Origin of the sequence: Ferruginibacter sp. (genome assembly GCF_031391665.1) — a bacterium.
In the GTDB taxonomy this organism is placed as follows: Bacteria; Bacteroidota; Bacteroidia; order Chitinophagales; family Chitinophagaceae; genus Ferruginibacter.
Map to the genome: position 1 here is coordinate 1 of NZ_JANMUN010000272.1, position 23,572 is coordinate 23,572.

Annotated in this window: 9 protein-coding genes; 8 read left to right on the plus strand and 1 reads right to left on the minus strand. The window is 39.5% G+C overall.

All coding sequences use genetic code 11. From position 1 onward, the window contains the following. Positions 1-2,610 (plus strand): T9SS type A sorting domain-containing protein (locus ACY651_RS20945; RefSeq protein WP_462255472.1); only part of this gene is annotated, 2,610 nt, incomplete at its 5' end. Positions 2,611-2,663: 53 nt separating this feature from the next. Continuing rightward, on the plus strand, positions 2,664-6,998 hold the full coding sequence (locus ACY651_RS20950; protein WP_462255473.1) for a T9SS type A sorting domain-containing protein: 4,335 nt from the start codon (positions 2,664-2,666) through the stop codon (positions 6,996-6,998). A 58-nt stretch (positions 6,999-7,056) separates the two neighbouring features. On the opposite strand, the gene pdxA is transcribed toward ACY651_RS20950, so the two are convergent. Then, positions 7,057-8,151, minus strand: coding sequence for a 4-hydroxythreonine-4-phosphate dehydrogenase PdxA (gene pdxA, locus ACY651_RS20955; RefSeq protein ID WP_462255474.1), 1,095 nt, complete (start codon positions 8,149-8,151; stop codon positions 7,057-7,059). A 447-nt stretch (positions 8,152-8,598) separates the two neighbouring features. Here pdxA and ACY651_RS20960 point away from each other — a divergent pair, with 447 nt between their 5' ends. The 6 genes from ACY651_RS20960 to ACY651_RS20985 all read left to right on the plus strand — a co-directional run bounded on the left by ACY651_RS20960 (position 8,599) and on the right by ACY651_RS20985 (position 23,358). Further along, positions 8,599-11,079: a M1 family aminopeptidase gene (locus ACY651_RS20960; RefSeq protein WP_462255475.1), complete on the plus strand. Its 2,481-nt coding sequence runs from the start codon at positions 8,599-8,601 to the stop codon at positions 11,077-11,079. A 35-nt stretch (positions 11,080-11,114) separates the two neighbouring features. After that, a complete protein-coding gene (locus ACY651_RS20965; protein WP_462255476.1) occupies positions 11,115-16,724 on the plus strand; it encodes an Ig-like domain-containing protein in 5,610 nt (1,869 codons plus the stop codon). 339 nt (positions 16,725-17,063) lie between these two features. Then, positions 17,064-17,210 carry a hypothetical protein gene (locus tag ACY651_RS20970; RefSeq protein WP_462255477.1) on the plus strand — a complete coding sequence of 49 codons (147 nt, stop codon included), beginning with the start codon at positions 17,064-17,066 and terminating at the stop codon, positions 17,208-17,210. Between the two features lie 82 nt (positions 17,211-17,292). Continuing rightward, positions 17,293-21,627, plus strand: coding sequence for a T9SS type A sorting domain-containing protein (locus tag ACY651_RS20975; RefSeq protein ID WP_462255478.1), 4,335 nt, complete (start codon positions 17,293-17,295; stop codon positions 21,625-21,627). Between the two features lie 108 nt (positions 21,628-21,735). Continuing rightward, a complete protein-coding gene (gene rsmA, locus ACY651_RS20980; RefSeq protein WP_462255479.1) occupies positions 21,736-22,488 on the plus strand; it encodes a 16S rRNA (adenine(1518)-N(6)/adenine(1519)-N(6))-dimethyltransferase RsmA in 753 nt (250 codons plus the stop codon). Beyond that, on the plus strand, positions 22,489-23,358 hold the full coding sequence (locus tag ACY651_RS20985) for a hypothetical protein (protein WP_462255480.1): 870 nt from the start codon (positions 22,489-22,491) through the stop codon (positions 23,356-23,358). The last annotated feature ends 214 nt before the right edge of the window (positions 23,359-23,572 follow it).

Consider the following 23,572-nt stretch of genomic DNA (forward strand, 5'->3'; position numbering starts at 1 on the left):
TCGCGCTACTTGCTGGCGGAGATGGAACGCCGGAATGTCATTCGCGTGGCCGGGCTGTATCTGGTGTGCGGGTGCTTGATCGTGCAGGTGGCGGCGACGGTGTTGCCGATGTTCGCCGCGCCGGCGTGGGCGCTGGAAGCGCTGGTAGCGTCGCTCGCGATCGGCCTGGTGCCGGCGCTGGTGTTGTCGTGGGTCTTCGAGCTGACCCCCGACGGCCTCAAGCTCGATGCCGAAGTCGATCGGTCCGAGTCCGTTTCACGGCAAACCGCGCAACGCCTGAATCGCACCCTCGTTGTCCTGATGCTGCTCGCGCTTGCGTATGTCGGCTTCGACAAGTTCATGCTCGCGCCTCAGCGCGAAGCAGCGCAACAAGCAACCGTGAACACGCCGGACGTGCCAGTTGCCATCGCTACCGGAAGCAGTTTTGGCGCCCAGGTCGTCATCCCGACAAAATCCATCGCGGTGCTGCCGCTGGCCAACGCCAGTGGCGACAAGGACCAGCAATATTTTTCCGATGGCTTGTCGGAAGACCTGATCACGGCACTGTCGCAGTTCGATGGCCTGAAAGTGATCGGCCGCCATTCCGCGTTCCAGTTCCGCGACAGCAAGGACGACGCCAGGACCATCGGCGCCAAACTCGGTGTGGCGCATCTGCTCGAAGGCAGCGTGCGTCGCGCCGGCGACACCGTGCGCATCACCGCACACCTGATCCGGACGGCCGATGGCAGCACCGTGTGGACGCAGCGCTACGACCGGCCTTACCAGGACTTGTTTGCGCTGCAGGACGAGATCACCCACGCCGTCGCCAAAGCGCTCAAGGCCCACTTGCTGGACGAGGCCGGTGCCGTGGCGCAAAGCGACCGCCCACCCAGCGGCAACCTCGACGCGTACAGCGCCTGGCTACGGGGCAGCTTTCACGTCGCGCGCGGCACCGAGGACGATCTGCGCACGGCCATCGATGCGTATACGAACGCAATCCGCATCGACGCAGGTTATGCGCAAGCGTGGGCCGGGCTGTCGAGCGCCTGGTCGCGCCTGGCGTCGCGGTTCCTCGATGGAGTGAACATTCCCGACGGCTATGCCCAAGCGCTCGCGGCGGTCGACACGGCGTTATCGCTGGACGCGAACCTGGCCACGGCGCATCTGGCCCGCGGCAAGTTGCACATGTATGCCGATCTGGACTGGACGCGCGCCGAAGCCCAGTACCGGCGCGCACTCGAGCTGGCGCCGAACGACAGCTCGGCCCGAGCCTCGCTGGCAGAGGTCTTGGCCGCGCTCGGTCAACCGCAACAGGCGGTCGAACTGATTCAGCAGGCAATCGCCACCGACGCGCTGAATGCCAACAGCTACCACGTCCTCGCCACGTATCTCATGCCGCTGGGACGACTCGACGAGGCCGAGCAAGCGCTGCAACAGGCGATCAAACTGCAGCCGGCCGCGATGGGCAACCGCGAGCAGTTGGCGATCGTCGAGATACTTCGCGGCAATGCGGTGGCCGCAGCCCAGTTCGCCAGGCAGGAAGCACCCGGCGACTGGCAGGACGCCGCTCTGGCGAGGGCATTGCAGATCGGCGACGACCCGGCCGTGGCAAATGCCGCGCTGCAGACCGTGATCGAGCGACAAGCCGACAAGGCGGCGTATCAGATTGCTCAAATTTATGCATTGCGCAAGGACCCGGACAAAGTATTCGAATGGCTCGATCGCGCCTGGGCCAACCGTGACGCCGGCTGGGGTATTGGTAATGATAACCTTGCTTTTGACGGGGAAGAAAATCTTTGGGTGTTGCAGGATGGCGGTAACAATCATATTTGGGTAGTAGGCCCCACACATACCGCAGGTACACCGGCAGTTAGATTATTTGGTAAAACGCCATCAGGCAGCGAGCCAACAGGCATAACATTTACACCAGATTACCGGTTTATGTTTATTTCCATTCAGCACCCGGCTGCAGGAAATACAGCCGCTCAAACCGATGCAGCAGGCGTATCAGTTGTATTTAATGCAGCTTCAACTTTAGTAATAGCAAGGGTTGAAAATTTAGGGCCATTGGCAACTTTGCCTTTATCATTTTCAGCATTTAATGTTGCACAATCTACTGATGGTGTTAATGTAAAATGGAGTGTGGAAAATGTAAATAACCACGATTACTTTTCAGTAGAAAGATCAACTAGCGGTACCGACTATGAAGAAATATACAAAAATGATGAAAATATTAATGGCAATATCAACCGTTCTTTCAGTATAGTTGATAACAGTATGCCGTTTGCAAATATTATTTATTACCGCATTAAGCAATGTGATTTAAATGGCGGTTGCCGCTACAGCGATGTTAAAACTGCTAAGGTTGCCGATCAAAACCGTATTGGCCGTATTTATCCGCAGCCAGTAAATGATAAATTAAATATCCAGTATTTTTCAAATAATGATGGGCCTGCAACAATTACAGTGGCGGATGTTAATGGAAAAACAATGATGCAGGAAAAACGTAATCTTATAAAGGGTACACAAGTAATTTTTGTTAATACCGGTATGCTCAGTAGTGGTATGTACCTCGTAACTATAACCGATAAAAATTCTCAAAAAATATCACACAGGGTTATTAAAGAATAATAAAACTCAATAATTCATACCTCAGTACTATTGAAGTATGTAAAATGCGTTTCATGAAAAAAATTATACTTATACTGTATGCGCTTGTTATGTGCTGCATTGTAAATGCACAGATATTAAGGCCTTTTACTGTTCGCTATAATAACCCATCTGTAAGAGGAAATATTATACAGGTTGCCAATAATATTTTTACATCTGTCGGAGGTCAGTCAGCAGGAAATCCAGGTAATACAACCGAAGCACCTCCGGGTGGAACATCTGCCAACAATGGCGCTCCCGGCAGAAATATTAATATTGATGCTATGGTGCCTTTTGGATCAACCTGGAAATACCTTACCGGAACTGGTGTTACTCCTGCCGGTGTTGCACCTCCTTTGGGATGGAATACTTTAGCTTTTGGAGATGGTGCATGGCCATCGGCAAATGGAGAGTTAGGCTATGGCGATGGGGACGAAACTACATGTATCCCTTCGGGTGGTGGTGGTACTTTATGTGTACCCACTGGTAATAAATACACTACAACTTATTTTAGAAAAACAATCAACATTGCTAACCCACTTGCTTTTACAAATTTTAGGTTTAAAGTAGAAAGAGATGATGGTTTTGTACTTTATGTAAACGGGGTTGAATTGAGCAGGAACAATATGCCAGGCGGCGCTATTAATAATACAACCTTTGCTTCAGCTACTTTCAATGATGTGGTTACCACATTTACAGTACCCAATACAGCTTTTGCTATAGGCAATAACGTAATTGCTGTTGAAATACACCAAAATACTGCTTCAGATAACGACTTATCCTTTAATCTTGAATTGACAGGTCTTACCGGCACTTCAAATGATATATTCAGTTCTTCAACTGCCGATCTTAATCTTCCTTCCTGTTCACAGGTTTTGTTTGCAGGTCTGTATTGGGGAGCTACACAAGGTACAAATGGTACCAATACTTTGTGGATAGTAAATGAAACTACAGTTAAGCTTAAACTTCCGGGTAGTGCTGTATATCAAAATGTTACTTCAACCCAAACCGACTATCATAATAATACCCTTGTTCCCGGATTGCCTCATACCGGCTACCGGTGTTTTGCTAATATAACCAACCTTATTAACACCACAAATCCTAACGGTACTTATGGTATTGCTAATATGGCTGCACCGGAAGCAGTGGTAAACGGAGCCGGTGGCTGGACAATAGTTATTGCCTATGCAGATCCGGCAACGATTGTACGGGACCTTACCATATTTGATGGTTCGGCTATTATGAATGGTGGAGATCCTGCGCTTGATGTACCCATTACCGGGTTTTTAACGCCACCAACCGGCCCTGTTAGTTGTGAGCTGGGTGCAGTAGTATATGATGGTGACAGGGTATCGGTAGATGCTTATAAATTTAAACAGGATGCCAATCCTTTAGTGGGAGTTTATACAGATTTAACACCCAATGCTACAAGTAATTTTGGCGATATGTGGAACAGTACAATATCAAGATATGGTGTTAATATTCCTGCAAGAAACCCGGCTCATCAAAATACATTAGGGTATGATGCTGATATTATTACTGTACCTAATGCTGCAAATGCTGTATTAGGTAATAGTGCTACATCGGCAAGTATACGATTTGAATCTCCTTCGGAAAATTATTTTATTCATACTGTAAGCACAGCTATTTCAGAATTTAACCCCTCCTATTCACTTACTAAAACATCAACCGACCTTAATGGTGGTGTACTGGCTCCAGGCGATATTCTCCGGTATCAGTTGAGCTTCAGAAATTTTGGTAACGATAATAGTATTAATACAATTATTAGAGATAATCTGCCATTTAATGTTGGGTTTGTACCAGGCAGTTTAAGAATAAATGGGTTACCTTATACAGATGCAGGTGCAGATGATGTGGCAGATTATGATCCGGTAAACCGAAGAGTGATTTTTAGAATAGGCACTGGTGCCAATGGCTTATCAGGAGGTAATATTGCACCGGGTGTAAACGGTACCGTTACTTTTGATGTTGTTGCTGCTTCATCATGTGCCATACTTGCCTGCGGCAGTACCATAAATAATATTGGAAGGGTTGATTACACCGGCCAAACTTCTCTGGTAAATTTTTATGATTCCAGCCGTTATGATGCTGGCGGCGGATGTTTTTCTGCAGGCCCTGTTATAAATACAATTACCGGCGCCTGCTTTACACCTGTTGATACTACATTGGTTAATATATGCCCGGCAGGTGGTGCAATGCTTCCATGGGCCCGGTATGCAGGTTATACCTTTTATAGCGCACAGCCTTTTATAACAGCTAATATTTTTAACCCAACAACACTTATAAATGCAACAGGTACATACTGGGCCTATGTAAATACAGGGGTCGGATGTGCGGATACTATCCCAATTTATGTATTGCATCAAAACTGTCCCGATTTGGATGAAGATGATGATGGGATTCCGGATTATGTAGAGTTAAATAATCCTGTTGCATTGCAGGATCATGATAGCGATGGAATTCCCAACTGGAATGATACAAGCTATCCGGGTTGGATAGATAACAATACAGATGGCCTTAATGATAATTTTGACCCAGGAGCAGATGCAGATAATGATGGCGTGGTAAATTTTATGGATCCCAACTGGCCATCATTTACAGACACAGACTCGGATGGCATAAATGATAATCTTGATAAAGACAAAGACGGTATTCCTAACTATTTAGACCGTGACAGTGATAACGATGGCATACCCGATGTAGTGGAAAGTTTTGGCGTAGATGCTAATGGCGATGGAAGAATTGACAATTTTACAGACCCCGATTCAGATGGCTTTTCTCAAAATGTAGATGGAGCTGCTGGTGTTGCAGGTTCGGGTAATGGGTTGGGCGGAATAGACACCGATGGCGATGGAATACCCAACTATCTTGACTTAGACAGTGATAATGATGGCATACCGGATATAGTTGAAGTATATGGAACTGATGCAGATAATAATGGCAGACTGGATAGCTTTACTGATATTGATCTTGATGGATATGCAGATAATGTAGATGGCGATGTAGGAAACGATGGAACAGCGGAGAACAGTTCAAACTCATTATTATTAACCGGTGCCGATGTAACTGCTGACGGGCGGGCAGATAGTTATCCTAGTAAAAATTTGGACAGGGATTTTAGACCAAATGCTTACGATATAGATGCTGATAGTGATGGAATAGTGGATGTAATTGAAGCTGGTTTACCTGATGCAAACCTTAATGGAATAGTTGATGGAGCAATAAATGCTGATGGTTGGTCGGCTACAGTGGCAGCGATGCCTGTATTAAACCTGAGGAATACAGATGCAGCGGGTAATTTTGATTATATTGATATAGATGCTGATGATGATGGTATTCCGGATAATATAGAAGGTATGTCAACGGTTGGGTATATACGCCCAGTATCACTAACAGATACCGACGGTGATGGGTTAGTAAATCATTATGATAACGTGGTGGGCTTTGGCGGATCGGGGATATTTGTTTATGACCATGATGGGGATGGCATACCGGATTACAGAGATTTAGATACCGATGCAGACGGGCAGCCGGATATAATAGAAGGGAATGATTTTAACCTTAACGGCTTTATGGATGATATTGTATCACTAACAGGTTTGGACACTGATGGTGATGGTTTAGATAACCGTTTCGATTCTTTAAATTCTGTTACAAATTTAAAAGGGACCTCTTATATGATGGGTACCGGCGGAACTTTAACCGGCGATCCGGCACCTGGTACAAGAGCAACGGTGCAAAAGAGGGTGCCTGCACAATCGGACAGAGATTGGCGCTCTGTTGGTGTTGTACTTCCTGTGGACTTTTTAAAATTTACAGGTACACCACAAGATAATCAGGTACACATTGGCTGGACGATAATTGCATTAAAAGAAATTGATCATTTTGAAATTGAACGCAGTATTGATAATACTACTTATACAAAAGTTGGTTTGGTATCCGATGCCGTAAAATTAAACCAGGAACAAAGTTTTATTTTTACTGATGATATTACAGGGTTAAACAGTACTATTATTTATTACCGGCTTAAAGTAATTGGCAAAGGCGGGGAAATTAAATACAGTAATATATTGGTTGTTAGAAAAACATCTTTACATACCGATGTAGCTATTATGCCTAACCCGGCCAGTAACTATATAAGTATAAATTTATACAGCGATAAAAATGCGCAGGCACAACTGATTTTAATTGATAAATTAGGAAGAAAAGTGTTAGAACAAAAAGGAAACTTAATCAGGGGGAATAATAAAATTTATTTGCCGCTTAATAAATACGCAGAAGGTGTGTATGCAGTAATTATTGAAACTGCCGGGGAAAGAGTGGTAAAGCAATTTATTATTAGCCGGTAATATAAAAATACTATAAAAACAGTGGGGGTATAAATTTATAAGCCCACTGTTCATACTCTTAATCTTCGGTAATCTTTTCATCCACAGCCCTGGCAAGCATACCTGCACTAATTTTTTTAAGTGGATTTTTATATTGCTCTGCAAACTCTTTACGACTGTTTATTATATCCACACATTTAAAAATGGCTTCTCTAAAAGATGCTTCATCCGCTTTGCCTTTACCGGCAATGTCAAAAGCAACACCATGGTCAGGGGAAGTTCGTACTCCGCTAAGGCCTGCGGTATAATTTACACCTTCGCCAATGGCAAGCGACTTAAATGGTATTAATCCCTGGTCGTGGTACATAGCGAGTACACCATCAAATTTTTCATATTGGCCTCTTGCAAAAAAAGCATCGGCAGGGTATGGGCCAAAACAAAAAATATCTTTTTGTTTAGCTTCTTTAACAGCAGGTTTAATAATCTCTTCGTCTTCTTTACCAATTAATCCTTCATCACCGGCATGTGGGTTTAAACCAAGCACGGCAATTTTTGGTTTAGCTATTCCAAAATCTTTTTTTAAAGAGTTGTTGATTATTTGCAGTTTGCTGAATATATTTTCTTTAGTAACATGCACTGCAATATCTTTTACAGCAACATGCTCTGTAAGCAGAGCCACTTTAATATTTTCTGCTACCATAAACATAGCAACATCTTTTACACCAAATAAACTTTTTAAATACGGGGTGTGGCCTGTAAAATTAAATTTTTCACTCTGTGTGTTTTTTTTATGAATAGGTGCAGTAACCAGGCCATCAATCTTGCCATCTTTTAAAGCCTGTGCCGCAATTATTAAACTTTTTACAGCGTAATTGCCACCGGCATCACTTAATGTGCCGGGTGTAACACTTATTTCTTCTTCCCAGCAATTAAAAAGATTTATCTGCTTGTGATTAACCCTGTTTAGTTCTTTTATACTTATAAAATTAATGTTGATATCAGGTACACTTTTTCGATAGAAATTAAGGACTTTATTGTTTGCAAAAATAATTGGTGTACAGATATCCAGAATTCTGTTATCGCCTAATGTTTTTATTATTATTTCAATACCAATTCCGTTTATATCTCCACAACTAATACCTATAACGGGTTTATTTTCAATAATCGAACTCATATATTGTAGTGTTAAAAGGTAAAAATACGATATCTAAATTTAAATATTACAAGAAGGAGCTGTGAAAGATATTTAAATACAAAAGCGGTATAAATGGATGAATTTTTAACATCAATTTGTTGAATTTCAAATTTATTGATAAGGGTAGAAAAATGTTTACATCCTATAATTGAAGTTATTTTAAAACTATAAAATAATCCAGCTTTGAACATATTTCGTACATGGATGGGAGATTGAATAACATGCAGTAAATCAATAGAAAAATATTTTTAGGGGTAGAAATAAAAGTAGTTTTTTATTAGAAGTATAGTAAAATAACGTAGTAGTTTTTTAGGGCTTTGTAGTAAAAAAATGACAGCCTTTGTAATAAAAAATGCAATTTTTTTTATTTATTTGCGTTTGAAGCATATCTAATATCCAGTTAAACCAGTAAATCTAATCCAGGTTATGAAAAAACATTACTCATTTATAGTATTGTTCGTACTATTATGTAAAATTTCTACTGCTCAAGTTAAAGGCTCTAATGGCTTTACATTTGGCAACGATCTTTTTATTAACAATCAAATTCTTGCCGACCAGGATAATGCTGGTAATGAGCAGAAGTCGAATCTTTCTCCGGAAAAAGCAGCACATTACAAAGCAGTTGAAAATAAAATAACCGCAGCCATAAGTGGTAAAGATCAGGCAGCCATGATGGTGCCCGGTACCGGTACAAATTATGATGTAAAATATTACAGGCTTGAACTTCGCATTAATCCTGATACTTCTATAGGCAAATACATAAAAGGAAAGGTTACCATTTATTTTAAAACTTTGCAGGCAAACTTTAGTGTAGCCAATTTTGATATGGCAACAGCTTTAGCCAGTGACTCTGTATATTATCACGGCGCTAAATTAGCAGCCGGTAATATCAGCAGGGCAACTGCCGATCTTATTGCAATTACAATTCCAAATATTCCTGTTAGTGGAACAGTAGATTCTGTATCTATTTTTTATAAAGGGGTTCCTCCAACAATTGCAGGTTTTAGTGGCGGAACTGGTTTTGTAAAATCTACCCATAGCTCTGCTCCGGTAAGAAATTATGTTTATACCTTATCAGAACCTTATTCTTCCTTTAGCTGGTGGCCTTGTAAATCTTTTGTAGTAAATGATAAGGCAGATTCGATGGATATGATTATAAGTACACCATTAAATTTTAAAACTGCCGGAAACGGAGCTTTGGTTTATGAGATAACTTCGGCAACAGAAGTAAGAACTTATTGGAAAGAGCGCTACCCAATTGCAGCCTACCAGGTAGCCACTGCTGTAGCCAATTATGTACAATACCCAACCATTGCAGATACAGTACTTATTGGAGGTACTAAAACACCTTATTATAATTATCTTTTTCCAGAAACTAATACAGCTGCGGCGCAAACTGCTTTAAACAGGGTTAAATTAATGCTCACCACTTACAGTACATTATTTAGTGATTATCCTTTTAAAAATGAAAAATACGGTAATTATACTTTTGGTTTTGGTGGAGGGATGGAGCACAATACTTTTAGCGGCGAAAATCCGGGTGTATATAATGCAACCACAGACTGGGACGTACTTGCACATGAACTGGCGCATCAATGGTGGGGGGCAAGCGTTACTTGCGGCAGCTGGCACGATATATGGGTGAACGAAAGTTTTGCAGATTACAGTGAAGCATTGCTTTTAGAGTTTAATCCGGCTATTGCAACATCAGTAGGCGTTACTGATTCTACATGGAGAACAGCTAAAAAAACAGCAACTATTGGTGCTAACGTACAGGCAACTTATGTAACAGACACTTCTTCAATTCTTACCATATTTACCCCATCTGTTTATATTTACGACAGAGGCGGCATGATTATTACTATGCTGCGTACACTATTGGGTGATACCAAATTTTTTCAGGCATTAAGAAATTATCAAACCGACCCATTATTAAGCAACGGTAATAGTTTTACGGCAGATGTTAAGCGCCACATGGAAGCAACTTCTGGCTTAAACCTAACTACATTTTTTAATCAATGGATTTATAATACAGGTTATGCCAGGTACAACTCTGTAAAATGGAATAATTCAGGTACCAATATCATTATAAATCTTGGTGCTCAAACACCTCAAAATTCTCCGCTTTCTCATTTTGATATACCCATAGCGTTGCGTATTAAAGGCAGTTTGGCCTCAATGGATACTACAGTTATTATTTACGATCAGGCCGGTGTTCACCATTATGTAAATAATGGCGTACTAACACCTGCAAGTTCAAATGTGCTTCAATTTAATTTATCTTTTGTACCAACCACACTTGTTTTCGACAGCCGCAGCCAGGCAATAGCAACAGCGGCTGCACCTGCAAAAACTGCGGTACTGTCGGCTGAGGTGTTAACATTTACGGGTATTAAAGAAAATAATAAAGCTAATTTAAACTGGAATATCAATAACTCACATGAGTATTCATCTTTTGAAATTGAGAGAAGCGCTGACGGTGTTAGTTTTGAAAAACTTAGTACTATCAAAGCAATTGACAATCCTAACCGTATTGAATTTTCGTATGTTGATTTTAATATTTTAAATGGCACAGGTTATTACAGAATTAAAGTAGTACAAAAAGACGGTTCTTTTATTTACAGTAAAACAATCAATATAGAAAACAAAGCCGATTATTATTATACCATTACACCAAACCCAGCTAAAAGCTATATCGTTATTACTGGTTCTGGAGTTAAAGGAAATGCAGACATAATTATACACGATGCAACAGGAAGAGTGGTGAAAAAAATAATGAATCAATCATTTACAAATAATAACAATTTAAAAATATCGGTAGAAGATCTCGGCGTTGGAAATTATTTTGTAGAAATACAAAAAGCAAATGCTGAAACTTATACCAGGCAAATTGTAATTATCCGGTAAGACAGTTGAGTTAGAATAAAAATAAATCCCGTACAATGAAAAATTTTTACACCTTATCATTGAAAACCCTTGGCAGAGTAATTTGCTTTGTAAGTTTAATTGCCAGCTTTACCACGGCAAGTGCTCAAAAAGCTACTGTTGCAATACCTATCGGTATCGGTAATCCTTGTAATAGTTCATCAAGTGATTCGGTAAAGTATTTTGATTATAACTCTACTTCAAATGTTATTACACACCGCTCAAATTGTAAGCCCTCATTGGCATTTCCGGGTTTTAGCGATAATTTAGCCACTATTTCTTTTAGCCCTTTTGATGGCAATCTTTATTTTACTCAAATCAGGAGTACAGCTGGGATATTTTCATCTTATACTTTTAGATGGTTACCCAATACCTGCCCTGTTGCAAGCGCTCCTGTTTTCAGAACATTTACCAATCAGTTTGTAGCAGGTGTGGAGTTTGATCCGGCAACGGGTTTAGGCTATCAAATTAATTTTGTAGATACTACAGGTTATCCTCCAATTAATACTGATGCAACTGGTAATGTGGGTCAGTTTACTTCTGGAGCCGTTGTTAATGGTATTCCCGCAATGGCATATTATGATGCTACCGGGTTAGATTTAAAATTTGTACGTTCTAACGATGCAAGCGGTCAGGCCTGGGGAACACCTGTTTCTGTCAGCACTGCAGGCGATGTGGGCCAGTACGCATCGATGATTATTGTTAATGGTAATCCGGCTATTTCATATTATGATGTTACTAACGGGGATTTAAAATATGTAAGAGCAACTGATGCCAACGGAACGGCATGGGGTACACCCGTAACAGTTGAAGCAACAAATAATATTGGTCAGTTTACTTCTTTAAAAATTATAAACGGAAATCCTGCAATATCCTATTACGATGTAACAAATGGAGACTTAAGATATGTACGTGCTGCTGATGCTAATGGAGCAGCTTGGGGTGCGCCGGTTGCATTTGCAAATGCTAATAATGTGGGACAACATACTTCACTTACAGTAATAAACGGTAATCCTGCAATATCTTATTATGATGTTACCAATGCTGATTTAGTATATATAAGATCTTCAGATGCAAACGGTGCAGGATGGGCAGCACCTGTTGTTGTTGAAGCAACCAATACCGTAGGACAATTTACTTCATTGGTAGTTGTAAATGGCAACCCTGCCATTTCTTATTATCACGGAAGTAACCAGGACTTAAAGTATGTACGTGCCACTGATGTTAATGGTGCCACATGGGGTGCAGGTGTAATTGTTGCAGCTGCCGGCAACTCGGGTCAGTACACTTCAATGGCAGTTGTAAACGGTAACCCCGGCATTGCTTATTACGACGGTACTGGTTTTGATGTAAAGTTCGTAAGGGCAACAGATGTAAATGGTGCCGCATGGGGTACAGCTTTTACGGGAGAGGCAACAGGTAATCAGGGTCAATATGCTTCTTTAATAATTGCAAACGGCAATCCGGCAATTTGTTATTATGATGGTACAGCCTTTGATGCAAAATTTGTACGTGCTTATGATGCAAATGGTAGTATTTGGTTTAAAAATGTGGGTATTTTTAAAATGGAGCTTCAGGAGGTGAATTTTACAACCGGCACCCTGGGTATTTCAAAACCAATTAACTATGGATCAAGATATATTTATAAACAAAACGGCGATGTGGTAATGACGCCAAGCGGGCAATTGCTTGTTGCGTTTGATAATAAGTATTGTACAGTAAACTGGAAAGATTACAATACTGCAATTCCACTTGTTGCTACTTATATAGATACGCTTATTTTTCCGACGGGTAGTAATCTTGTAGGTCTTTCTTACTCGGATGGTAAATTAGTAGGCAGTGTTAGATCAAGCACCGCCTGCAACAGTACTTACAAAGAATTTGATATTTTAACCGGGGCCCAATCCGCCATTACTTATAGCGCAGGGCCTGTTGCAAGCCTTTTTACTTCTGCAGATATGACAAACATAACTTCAGGAATTGGGGCAGCTAAAAGATTAATTTCTGCAACTGAAAATCCGGTTGGTTCTCAAATTTATGATGTAGTTTATGAAGTGGTAATAAAAAATTACGGCGGCACTCCTGTAACTAGCGTACAGGCGTATGACACACTTAATAAAATTAACGGCCCTTTTAATGCAATCAGTGGGTCTATTACATCTTTTATTGCCCCTGCAGGGATTACTCAAAACCCATTATATAATGGTAGAACACTAGGGAATTTTAATTTGTTAACACCAGGGTCAACCTTATCAAACAGACCCGGACTAAATACAATAACCCTGCAAATAACCTGCAGAATCTCTAATATTCAACCGGGTATTGTTTATAATAACCAGGCTGTTGTTACTGGTGTTGGCTTGTTTGGTGATAATCTCAGAGATTCATCAACCAATGGCAGTATCCCAGATTTAAATTCAAATGATAAACCTGATGATATTGGAGAAGGGCAACCAACACCGTTACTTATTTCAGTTGCAGCTCAAACACCACCATGCTCAGCGTTAACTAATATTTTGTATTCTCAGGATTTTGGAACTGGTACAGGGCTTACAAATGTAATACCTGCTCCTGTAATTGGCAGTGGAGTACTATTTCCAACTGGTACAACTTTATACACAAGCAGTGTTACACAACCCATACCTGTAGAAACCTATACCATTACTAATAATGTACAAAATGCAAACACAACCGATTTTTTAAGTTTTACAGATCATACTGGTAATGCCAATGGCAGAATGTTAATTGTAAATGCCGATGCCGCCAATCAGGTAATGTACAGAGGTACTTTTCAATCTTCACTTTGTGCTAACCAGGAATACTCGTTATCATTTTATGCAGCCTTTGTAGGTAATGCCACCTATCAAACTAAATGTAATGCCTTTGGTGGATTTAAATATCCACAATTAAAAATAAGATTGAGAGACGGTGTATCAGGTTTAATTATTACAGATGTTTCTACAACCAGTATTCCCGGAACTGTATGGCAGCAATATGGCTTGAAGTTTCTTGCGCCTGTGTCTTATACTAATATAATTCTGGAACTTATTAACGATGCTCCGGGAGGTTGTGGTAATGATATAGCTATTGATGATATTCAATTTGGTAATTGTGATGCCTTACCGGTAGTAAATGTAAGTGCAGTTAGTGCAGGATGTGTTGGAAGTTCAACAACATTTAATTCATCATTAAGTGATCCATCAGCATTGCCGGGTACAAAAGATTATCAATGGCAGGTAGGTACATCTGCATCTGGCCCATGGACAGATATTATTGGAGCCATTTCATCAACATATACTATACCAGCTATAGCAGCGGGTGATACCGGTAAATATTATCGTGTAATCATAGCTGCTACAGGAAATATAAGTAATACAAACTGCCGTTATATTTCTCCCGGCATTTTATTGCCTGGTAAAGTTTCGTCTGTTGCTGCAACAAGTGCATCAAGAAATAAAAATAATATTTGCCCGGGCATATCTGTATCACTATCAGCAGTAGGTGGAAGTTTAGGTGCCGGTGCCAGTTGGAGATGGTACACAGGAAGCCCGGGTGGTACATTAGTTGGAACTGGAACTACTATTAGTGTTACTCCGTTAGTTACTACTATTTATTATGTAAGGGCAGAAGGAGATTGTAACACAACAACTGATCAACCTGTTACCGTTACTATATCCTGCGATATAGATAAAGATAAAGATGGTATTCCTGATTTTGTGGAAAGTAATATGGCTGCATCTTTTGCTGATGCAAATAGTAATGGCGTTATTAATGCTTACGACCCATCTTATGCAGGGTATGTAGATAATAATAACGATTTTATTAATGATAATTTTCAGGCCGATGGGGATGCTGATAACGATGGTATTCCAAATTATTCAGACCCTACTTTTCCGGGACGGATTGATACTAACGCAGACGGTATAGACGATAGGTTTGATACCGATAAAGATGGTAAAATTAATATGCTTGATCTTGATAGTGATAATGATGGCATAACAGATGTAGTAGAAGCTTATGGTGCAGATACAGATGGAGATGGAAGGATTGATAGCTTTAGTGATACAGACGGTGATGGTTTAACACAAAGTGTTGATGCTAATAATACAGGTGCAAATAATACAGGCTTGGGTTTAGCCCTGCCAAATTTAGATGGAGATGCTGTAGCTAATTTTCTTGACTTGGATAGTGATAACGATGGTATACCGGATGTAGTAGAAGCAGGCGGCCCCGATACAAATAATAATGGTATTATTGATGGCTTTACAGATGCCAACAACGACGGAATGCATGATAGTTATATTAATGGCACAGCACTAATACAAACTGGTGCCGATATAAATGCTGATGGAAAAGCGGACAGCTATCCAAATAAAAATTTAGACAGAGATTTCAGGCCTAATTCTTATGATATGGACAGTGATGGCGACGGAATAGTAGATGTGATAGAAGCAGGTTTACCAGATGTCAATCTTGACGGTATCGCTGATGGAGCAATTGGTGCTAATGGCTGGTCAACAACCGTATCGGCAATGCCTGCACTAAATTTAAGAAATACGGATGGTATTGGTAATAGAGATTATTTAGACATAGACTCAGATGATGATGGTATTCCTGATAATATTGAAGGGATGTCAACTGCAGGATATATACGGCCAATAGCTGCAACAGATACCGATGGTGATGGATTAGTAAATCATTATGATAACGTATCAGGTTTTGGAGGTTCTGGTATATTTGTTTATGACCATGATGGAGACGGCATTCCCGATTATCTTGATCTTGATACTGATAGTGATGGTATTTTAGATATTGTAGAAGGAAACGATTTTAATTTAAATGGCATGTCGGATGATTTGGTAACCTTAACAGGGCTTGATACCGATGGCGATGGTTTAGATAACCGTTTCGATTCTTTAAATTCAGTTACAAATATTAAGGGTACTTCTTACAATATGGGTACTGGTGGTTCAACATCAGGAGATGCTGCACCCGGCACGAAAGCACCTGTGCAAAAGAAAACTGTAGCACAATCAGACAGAGACTGGCGTTCAGTTGGTGTTGTACTTCCTGTACAATTCCTGAATATTTCAGGTTCACTTCAAAATGTACAAGTGTTACTTAGCTGGAGTGTAATAACAACCAAAGAAGTAGAACGTTTTGAAATTGAAAGAAGTTTGGATAATACAACTTACACCAAAGTAGGTATTGTAACAGATGCAGTAAAGTTAAATGAGCAACAGAGCTTTGCCTATACTGATGATATTAGCGGCTTAAATAATGAAGTGATTTATTACAGGCTGAAAGTTGTTGGTAAAGCTGGAGAAATAAAATACAGTAATGTGCTGGCTGTACGAAAAAACCAAACTAAAACGCCGGTAAGTATGCTGCCTAACCCTGCAAATGATTATGTTTCTATGAGGTTTTTTGTTGCAAAAGAATCAGAAGTCATCATCAGGTTATTAGATAATTTAGGTAAAACTGTACTTATTCAAAAGCAAAAAGTAAACAGAGGTAATAATACAATTCTGTTAAATGGTCTTTCTAAATTTACAGCAGGTGTTTACTCTATCCAGATTTTTGCAAATGACGAAATAGTAACTCAAAAATTAATATTGGGCAGATAATACTACCTAAGAAATAAATAATAAGCAAACTGCCTCTTTGAAAAAAGAGGCAGTTTGCTTATATAGTAGCCTCTGCAATTGGGCTACAAAACTCACAGCCGGTTTACGGGTTTTTACTCTATTTTTTTAAATTGATATACCAAAAAATTACTTTATCCCTAACTGTAAACTTATCAGCACATTATAAATTTTATTTAAAATATTGCTGTTTATCTACTTCGTTTTTAGAAAAAAAACTACGCTGTTGCATTAGGATAAAAAAATAATTTGTATTATTTTTAAGTACGTTTTAAGTTTATAGTTTAAGCCCTGCTTACATAAACCCAAACAAATCCAACTATGAAAAATTTATCTGCAACAAAAAAAATACTCATTAATAATTATGTATTCAATTGTGCCGGTGTAAACCAGTGCATTGATATTTGTATTTTAGCAATGACCAATTCGGGTGGCAAAAAAATAACTAATAAAGTAATAGCTCAGTAAAATATATAAAAGAGGTTTAAAAACTTTTTATCTAAACCCTATAATAACCCCAGACCTATGAATTTTTTTAAATCCAATCCTTATGAAAAAAGTTGTACTAACATTAATTGGTGTAATAGCCTTTTATATTTATGAAAGTAATGCACAGGTACTGCGACCTTTTACACCAAGGTATTATAATGCTTCTGTAAGAGGAAACATTGTTTATACTGCAAATAATATCATAAGCTCTACAGGTGGTATTACAACCGAAGCGCCTCCGGGAGGTACTTCAGTTAATAATGGCAAACCTGCTATTTATATTGATATAGATAACCCTGCACCTGCAATTAAGTTACCTTTTGGAAGTATCTGGAATTATCATACTCAAGCGGCAGCACCGGCAAATAGCCCAGCACTTACCGATTGGAAGCAACCTGCATATATAATGCCTGCAGCCTGGAATGTGGGAGCTTTGCCCGTAGCAGGTGGCGGTAAATACGGCTATAATTCAGGCCAGGCAACCTGCTTAAAAAGCAGTGCCGCAGCAACAAGCTGCACACCTGGTGCAGTAGTTAAATACACCGCTTATTATTTTAGAAATACAGTAAACTTTACAGCCGCAGAATTAAGCACCACTTTTCAAAGTATACAATTAAATGTGCAGCGAAATGATGGAATTGTTATTTATATAAATGGAGTAGAAAGAGCAAGAGATAATATGCCTGCAGGTGTACCTGCTTTTGCCACGCTTGCATCAGCAGATATTGCTGTTGGTGCTGCAGAAAATTTTACTTTTAATTTAAGTCCTGCTTTTTTTACTGCTGGTAATAATACCATTGCAGTAGAAGTGCATTTGCGTACCAACACATCAAACAACATGTCTTTTGATATGCAGGTACTGGGTATAAATAATAATGGAACTTTTAGTTCCACCAGTGCCGATCTTAATCTTCCCAGTTGTTCGCAGGTTTTATTTGCAGGTTTATACTGGGGTGCATCGCAGGGTACAAACGGAACGAATGTTACATGGAGAGTTGGAGAAACAAATGTAAAAATTAAAATACCCGGCGCAGCAACTTACACCACACTTACATCTACTCAAACAGATTATCATGATGGAACACTAGTAACAGGTTTACCGCATACAGGTTACCGTTGTTTTATAGATATTACTTCATTAATAAACACTACAAACCCCAATGGTACTTACACCATTGGCGATGTGGTGGGGCCATTAGGTATTATTAATGGTTCAGGAGGCTGGGCCATTGTAGTGGCTTATTCAAACCCTAGTTTACAGCCAAGAAATTTAACAGTTTTTGACGGCTCTGCAATTATGAATGGTGGCGACCCGGCATTGCATATTCCGGTAACAGGATTTTTAACGCCCCCATCCGGGCCTGTTAGTTGCGAACTGGGTACTGTAGTTTATGATGGCGACCGTGTTTCTACAGATGAATATTCATTTAAACAGAATTCAAACCCTCTTATAGGAACATATACCAGCCAAACCCCCAGTGCTACCGCTAACTTAAATGATATGTGGAACAGTACCATTACCAATAAAGGGGTTTCGGTAATTACACGTAACCCAGCACATTTAAATACACTGGGTTATGATGTGGATCTTATTGATGTGCCTAATGCAGGTAATGCTGTATTGGGTAATTCTCAAACATCAGCCAGTATCCGCTTCAGTTCCCCAAGCGAAAACTATTTTTTACATTGCGTAACCACTTCAATCTCTATTTATAACCCGTCATTTATTTTTGATAAAACAGCAACTGATGTAAACGGTGGCACATTGGTGCCGGGAGATATTTTGCGCTATCAGATCAATTACAGTAATGTGGGTAATGATTCGAGTACCAATACAGTTATTCTAGATAATATACCTGCTGGTACAACTTTTTTACCGGGAAGTATCAGAATAAACGGCGTACTAAAAACTAACGCATCATTAGATGATCAGGCTGAATATGATGTTACCAATAACAGGGTAGTGTTTAGAGTAGGTACAGGTGCTAATGCAGTAACTGGCGGTAATGTGGGTATTGGCGTAAGTGGTAATGTTCAGTTTGATGTGGTTACCGCATCCTCATGCGGTATTTTATCCTGTATCGGGCCGGTACAAAATAGTGCAAGAATTGATTACAGAGGTAAAACATCACTTGCGGTATTGTATGATTCAAGTGGTGTAAGTACATCGGGATGTATTGTAAAAGGACCGGTAATTAATACCGTTATTGGCCCGTGTTTTACGCCAAAGGATACAGTGCTGGTAAACAGCTGTAATAATTTTTCTGTTACACTGCCCTTTGCAAAGTATGCAGGTTATACTTTTTATTCTGCAAAACCTTTTATACCTGCTAATATTTATAATCAATATAACCCGGTAACCGCTACAGGAATTTACTGGGCCTATTTCTCCAATGGTGCAGGCTGTTCCGACACAGCAAGAATTGCAGTAATAATAACAGGTTGCCCGGATATTGATGATGATAACGATGGTATTCCCGATTATGTTGAATTTAATAATCCGCTTTCTTTACTTGATGCTAACGGTAACGGTATTCCTAACTGGAATGACGCAGCATACCCGGGTTATGTGGATAATAATTTTGATAATGTAAATGATAATTTTGATTACGGTGCAGATTCGGATAATGATGGTATTCCTAATTTTTACGATACCGGTTTCCCTGGTTTTGTTGATACTAACGGAGACGGTGTAAACGATAATGCAGATAAAGATAAAGACGGTATCCCCAACCAGTACGACCTGGATAGTGATAATGATGCTATTCCGGATGTGGTGGAATCTTACGGAGTGGATACTAATGGTGATGGTATTATTGATAATTATATTGATACAGATAATGATGGCTTTTCTCAAAATGTTGATGCCAATAATACAGGTGTAAACGGATCTAATGTGGGCCTTGGGCCACAGAATTTTGATACAGACGCTATCCCCAATTATTTAGATACCGATAGCGATAACGATGGCATTCCTGATGTAATGGAAATTATGGGTACAGATACCAACAATAATGGTGTTATTGACGGATTTACAGATGCCAACAGCGATGGTATAAGTGATAACGATGTTAATATAACCGGGCTTTTAAAAACCGGTGTCGATCTTTTGCCTGTAGATGGAAGAGCAGATAATTATCCTAATAAAAATTTAGACAGAGATTTCAGGCCCAACGCATATGATATAGATAGCGATTGCGACGGCATACTTGATGTGATAGAAGCCGGTTTACCGGATGCTAACTTTAACGGTATTGTGGATGGCCTGATTGCGAATAATGGTTGGTCTGTTTCAGTTTCGGCAATGGGTTCATTAATTCTTATAAATACTGATGGTAGTGGTAACCCCGATTATTTAGATATTGATGCAGATGATGATGGTATTTGTGATAACATAGAAGGCATGTCAACTGTTGGATATTTACTGCCGGTTATAACAGATACAGATGGCGATGGACTGGTAAATACTTACGATAATGTTGCCGGCTTTGGTGGTTCCGGCATATTCGTTTACGATCATGATGGCGATGGCATACCCGATTATAAAGATTTAGATACCGATGCGGATGGACAACCTGATATAATAGAGGGTAATGATTATAACCTTAATGGCTATTTAGACGACCTGGTTACTTTAACAGGAGCTGATACAGATGGCGATGGTTTAGATAACCGCTTCGACTCTTTAAATTCTGTACTTAATATTAAAGGCACATCTTACAGAATGGGTAATGGGGGTAGTTTAATTGGGGATGTTATGCCCGGAACAAGAGCGCCGGTTCAAAAGAAAACGCCTGGTCAAATAGACAGGGATTGGCGTTTTGTAGGTATGGTACTTCCCGTTGAGTTCCTCAGTTTTGCAGGCATACCGCAAAATAATCAGGTAGTACTTAACTGGAGTGTACTAACAGGGATTGATGTAGATCGCTTTGAAATTGAAAGAAGCGTTGATAATATCAATTATACCCATGTTGGAACAGTAACCGATGCAGTAAAATTAAATGAGCAGCAAGGGTTTAATTATATCAACAATATTGATGGCATCAACAGCGATATTATTTTTTACAGGCTTAAAGTAATTGCAATAACAGGCGGAGTAAAATACAGCAACATATTAGTGGTACGGTTAAATCCAAATAAAATAGCTGTAAGTATTGCACCAAACCCTGCTAAAGAGTATGTTTCAATAAAATTCTTTGTTGAGAAGGAATCGGAAGTAATGATAAGTTTAGTTGATTATACCGGCAAAACAGTAATGGTGCAAAAGCAAAAAGCTGCCAAAGGTTACAACACTACGCAATTGTATGGGCTTGCTAAATATGCCGCAGGAATATATACAGTAATGCTGTTTGTAAATAACGAACTGGTTAATCAAAAATTTATATTAACAAAATAAGGTTTAATTTATACTGATAGTAAAAGCTTATGCCCCGAAATTTTTCGGGGCATTTTTTATTACCACCTTGTAAGCCACATCAGGTTATTAAATGCTACTTTTGTTTTAATGTACACATTAAAAAAATCATTGGGGCAGCATTTTTTAAAAGATGAAATTATTATTCAAAAAATAATCGATGCTGTAAAAAAAGAATCCTTTACCAATTTGCTGGAAGTTGGCCCCGGTGCAGGCGCATTAACTAAGCATTTAATTAACCTGCCGGGTGTTAATTTTAAAGCAGTAGAATTAGATGAGGAAAAAGTAGATTACCTGCTTCAAAAATATCCCCTGTTAAAAGATAAAATTATTCATAAAAGTTTTTTAGATATTGATAAACCTTTTGACGAACCGTTTACCGTAATTGGAAATTTCCCTTACAACATATCAACACAAATACTTTTTAAAATATTAGAATGGAAAGATGAAGTGCCTTGTGTAATTGGCATGTTTCAAAAAGAGGTGGCGCAAAGGGCAGCCAGCAAAGAAGGCAGTAAAGTATATGGTGTTTTAAGTGTTTTGGTACAGGCTTATTATAATGTAGAATATTTATTTGATGTAGGCAACGAATGTTTTAACCCGCCACCAAAAGTGCAGAGCGGTGTAATAAAATTAATAAGAAGAGCTGAACCATTAAAAGTTAAAAGCGACAGGGCTTATTGGGTATTGGTAAAAACCGCTTTTAACCAAAGAAGAAAAACATTACGCAATGCTGTAAAAAGTTTATTTACTGCCGAAGAACTGCAACACGAAATTTTTACTAAACGTGCCGAAGCGCTAAGTATTGAAGATTTTGCCGCACTCACTTTTAAAATGAGTTGATTGAAAAATAAAACTGCATACCTGTTTTTATTATCAATTGTATTTTGTCAATTGCTTTCTTCGTGCTATACACCACGGTATGCCTACAGCCCATCTGCACATAATGTACCGGTGCTTACAAAAAAAGGCGATAGTAAACTGGCATTTAATTACTCCGTAAATTTTGCAGATAACAGGGTAAAAGAAAATGTATCCACTAAAGGAAAAGCCCGTGGCTACGATGTACAGGCGGCGTATGCGTTTACCAACCACTGGGCAATACAGGTAAATTATTTTAACCGTAAAGAAAGAAATGCCGGCGATTTTGACAGTAATGTGCTGGACAGTACTGTTATTAATTATAAACGAAACCTTACTGAAATTGGTACCGGGTATTTTAAAACGCTAAATGATAATAAGAAAGCGGCAGTGCAAATTTTTGCAGGCATTGGCTTTGGTAATTTTAGCTTTACCGATAATGGTAAAGATCAAAGTAATGTGTACCGAAACCGCTATCACACTATGAATATTACCAAAATATTTATACAGCCAGCATTAATGATAAGAGGTAAAAAGAGTTTTGCTGCTTCCCTTTCATCCAGGTTTAGTACAATTTATTTTAAAAATATTACTACTGATTATTCTGCCACGGAATTAGATAATTATAAATTAGACAGCCTTTCTTACAGGCCAAGATTTTTTTGGGAGCCTTCAATTGTAAACACATTTGGGTTTAAAAAATTACCCGGTGTTCAGCTGGAGTTTCAAACGGGCATGTCAGTTTTAATGAGCCGCCTTTTTGTAGATTACAGGGCATTTAATTTTTCTGCCGCTTTATTGCTTGATTTACCAAAACTTTTTACTTTAAACAAACATTCATCTAAAAACTAACGCTTGTTATTTTTGTAAGATGTTTTATGGGTAAATTTGCAGCCCCCTCTATCTCCCCTGAAAGGTGAGGAAATGGAGAAGCAAGAAGCGAAGAAGAGCAATAAAATAGATTTAAATATAATAGAGTAACAGAACCTGTTTTAAAAATATAAAACATAATCTTCCAAACAATCTTCTCCATTTCCCTTCCCTTGGGGGAGGATAAGTGGGGCTA

Excerpts from the sequence above, each read along its gene's own strand:
- pdxA (WP_462255474.1), bottom strand. The coding sequence starts at position 8,151 with ATGAGTTCGATTATTGAAAATAAACCCGTTATAGGTATTAGTTGTGGA.
- ACY651_RS20950 (WP_462255473.1), top strand. The coding sequence starts at position 2,664 with ATGAAAAAAATTATACTTATACTGTATGCGCTTGTTATGTGCTGCATT.
- rsmA (WP_462255479.1), top strand. The coding sequence starts at position 21,736 with ATGTACACATTAAAAAAATCATTGGGGCAGCATTTTTTAAAAGATGAA.
- ACY651_RS20975 (WP_462255478.1), top strand. The coding sequence starts at position 17,293 with ATGAAAAAAGTTGTACTAACATTAATTGGTGTAATAGCCTTTTATATT.
- ACY651_RS20970 (WP_462255477.1), top strand. The coding sequence starts at position 17,064 with ATGAAAAATTTATCTGCAACAAAAAAAATACTCATTAATAATTATGTA.
- ACY651_RS20960 (WP_462255475.1), top strand. The coding sequence starts at position 8,599 with ATGAAAAAACATTACTCATTTATAGTATTGTTCGTACTATTATGTAAA.
- ACY651_RS20965 (WP_462255476.1), top strand. The coding sequence starts at position 11,115 with ATGAAAAATTTTTACACCTTATCATTGAAAACCCTTGGCAGAGTAATT.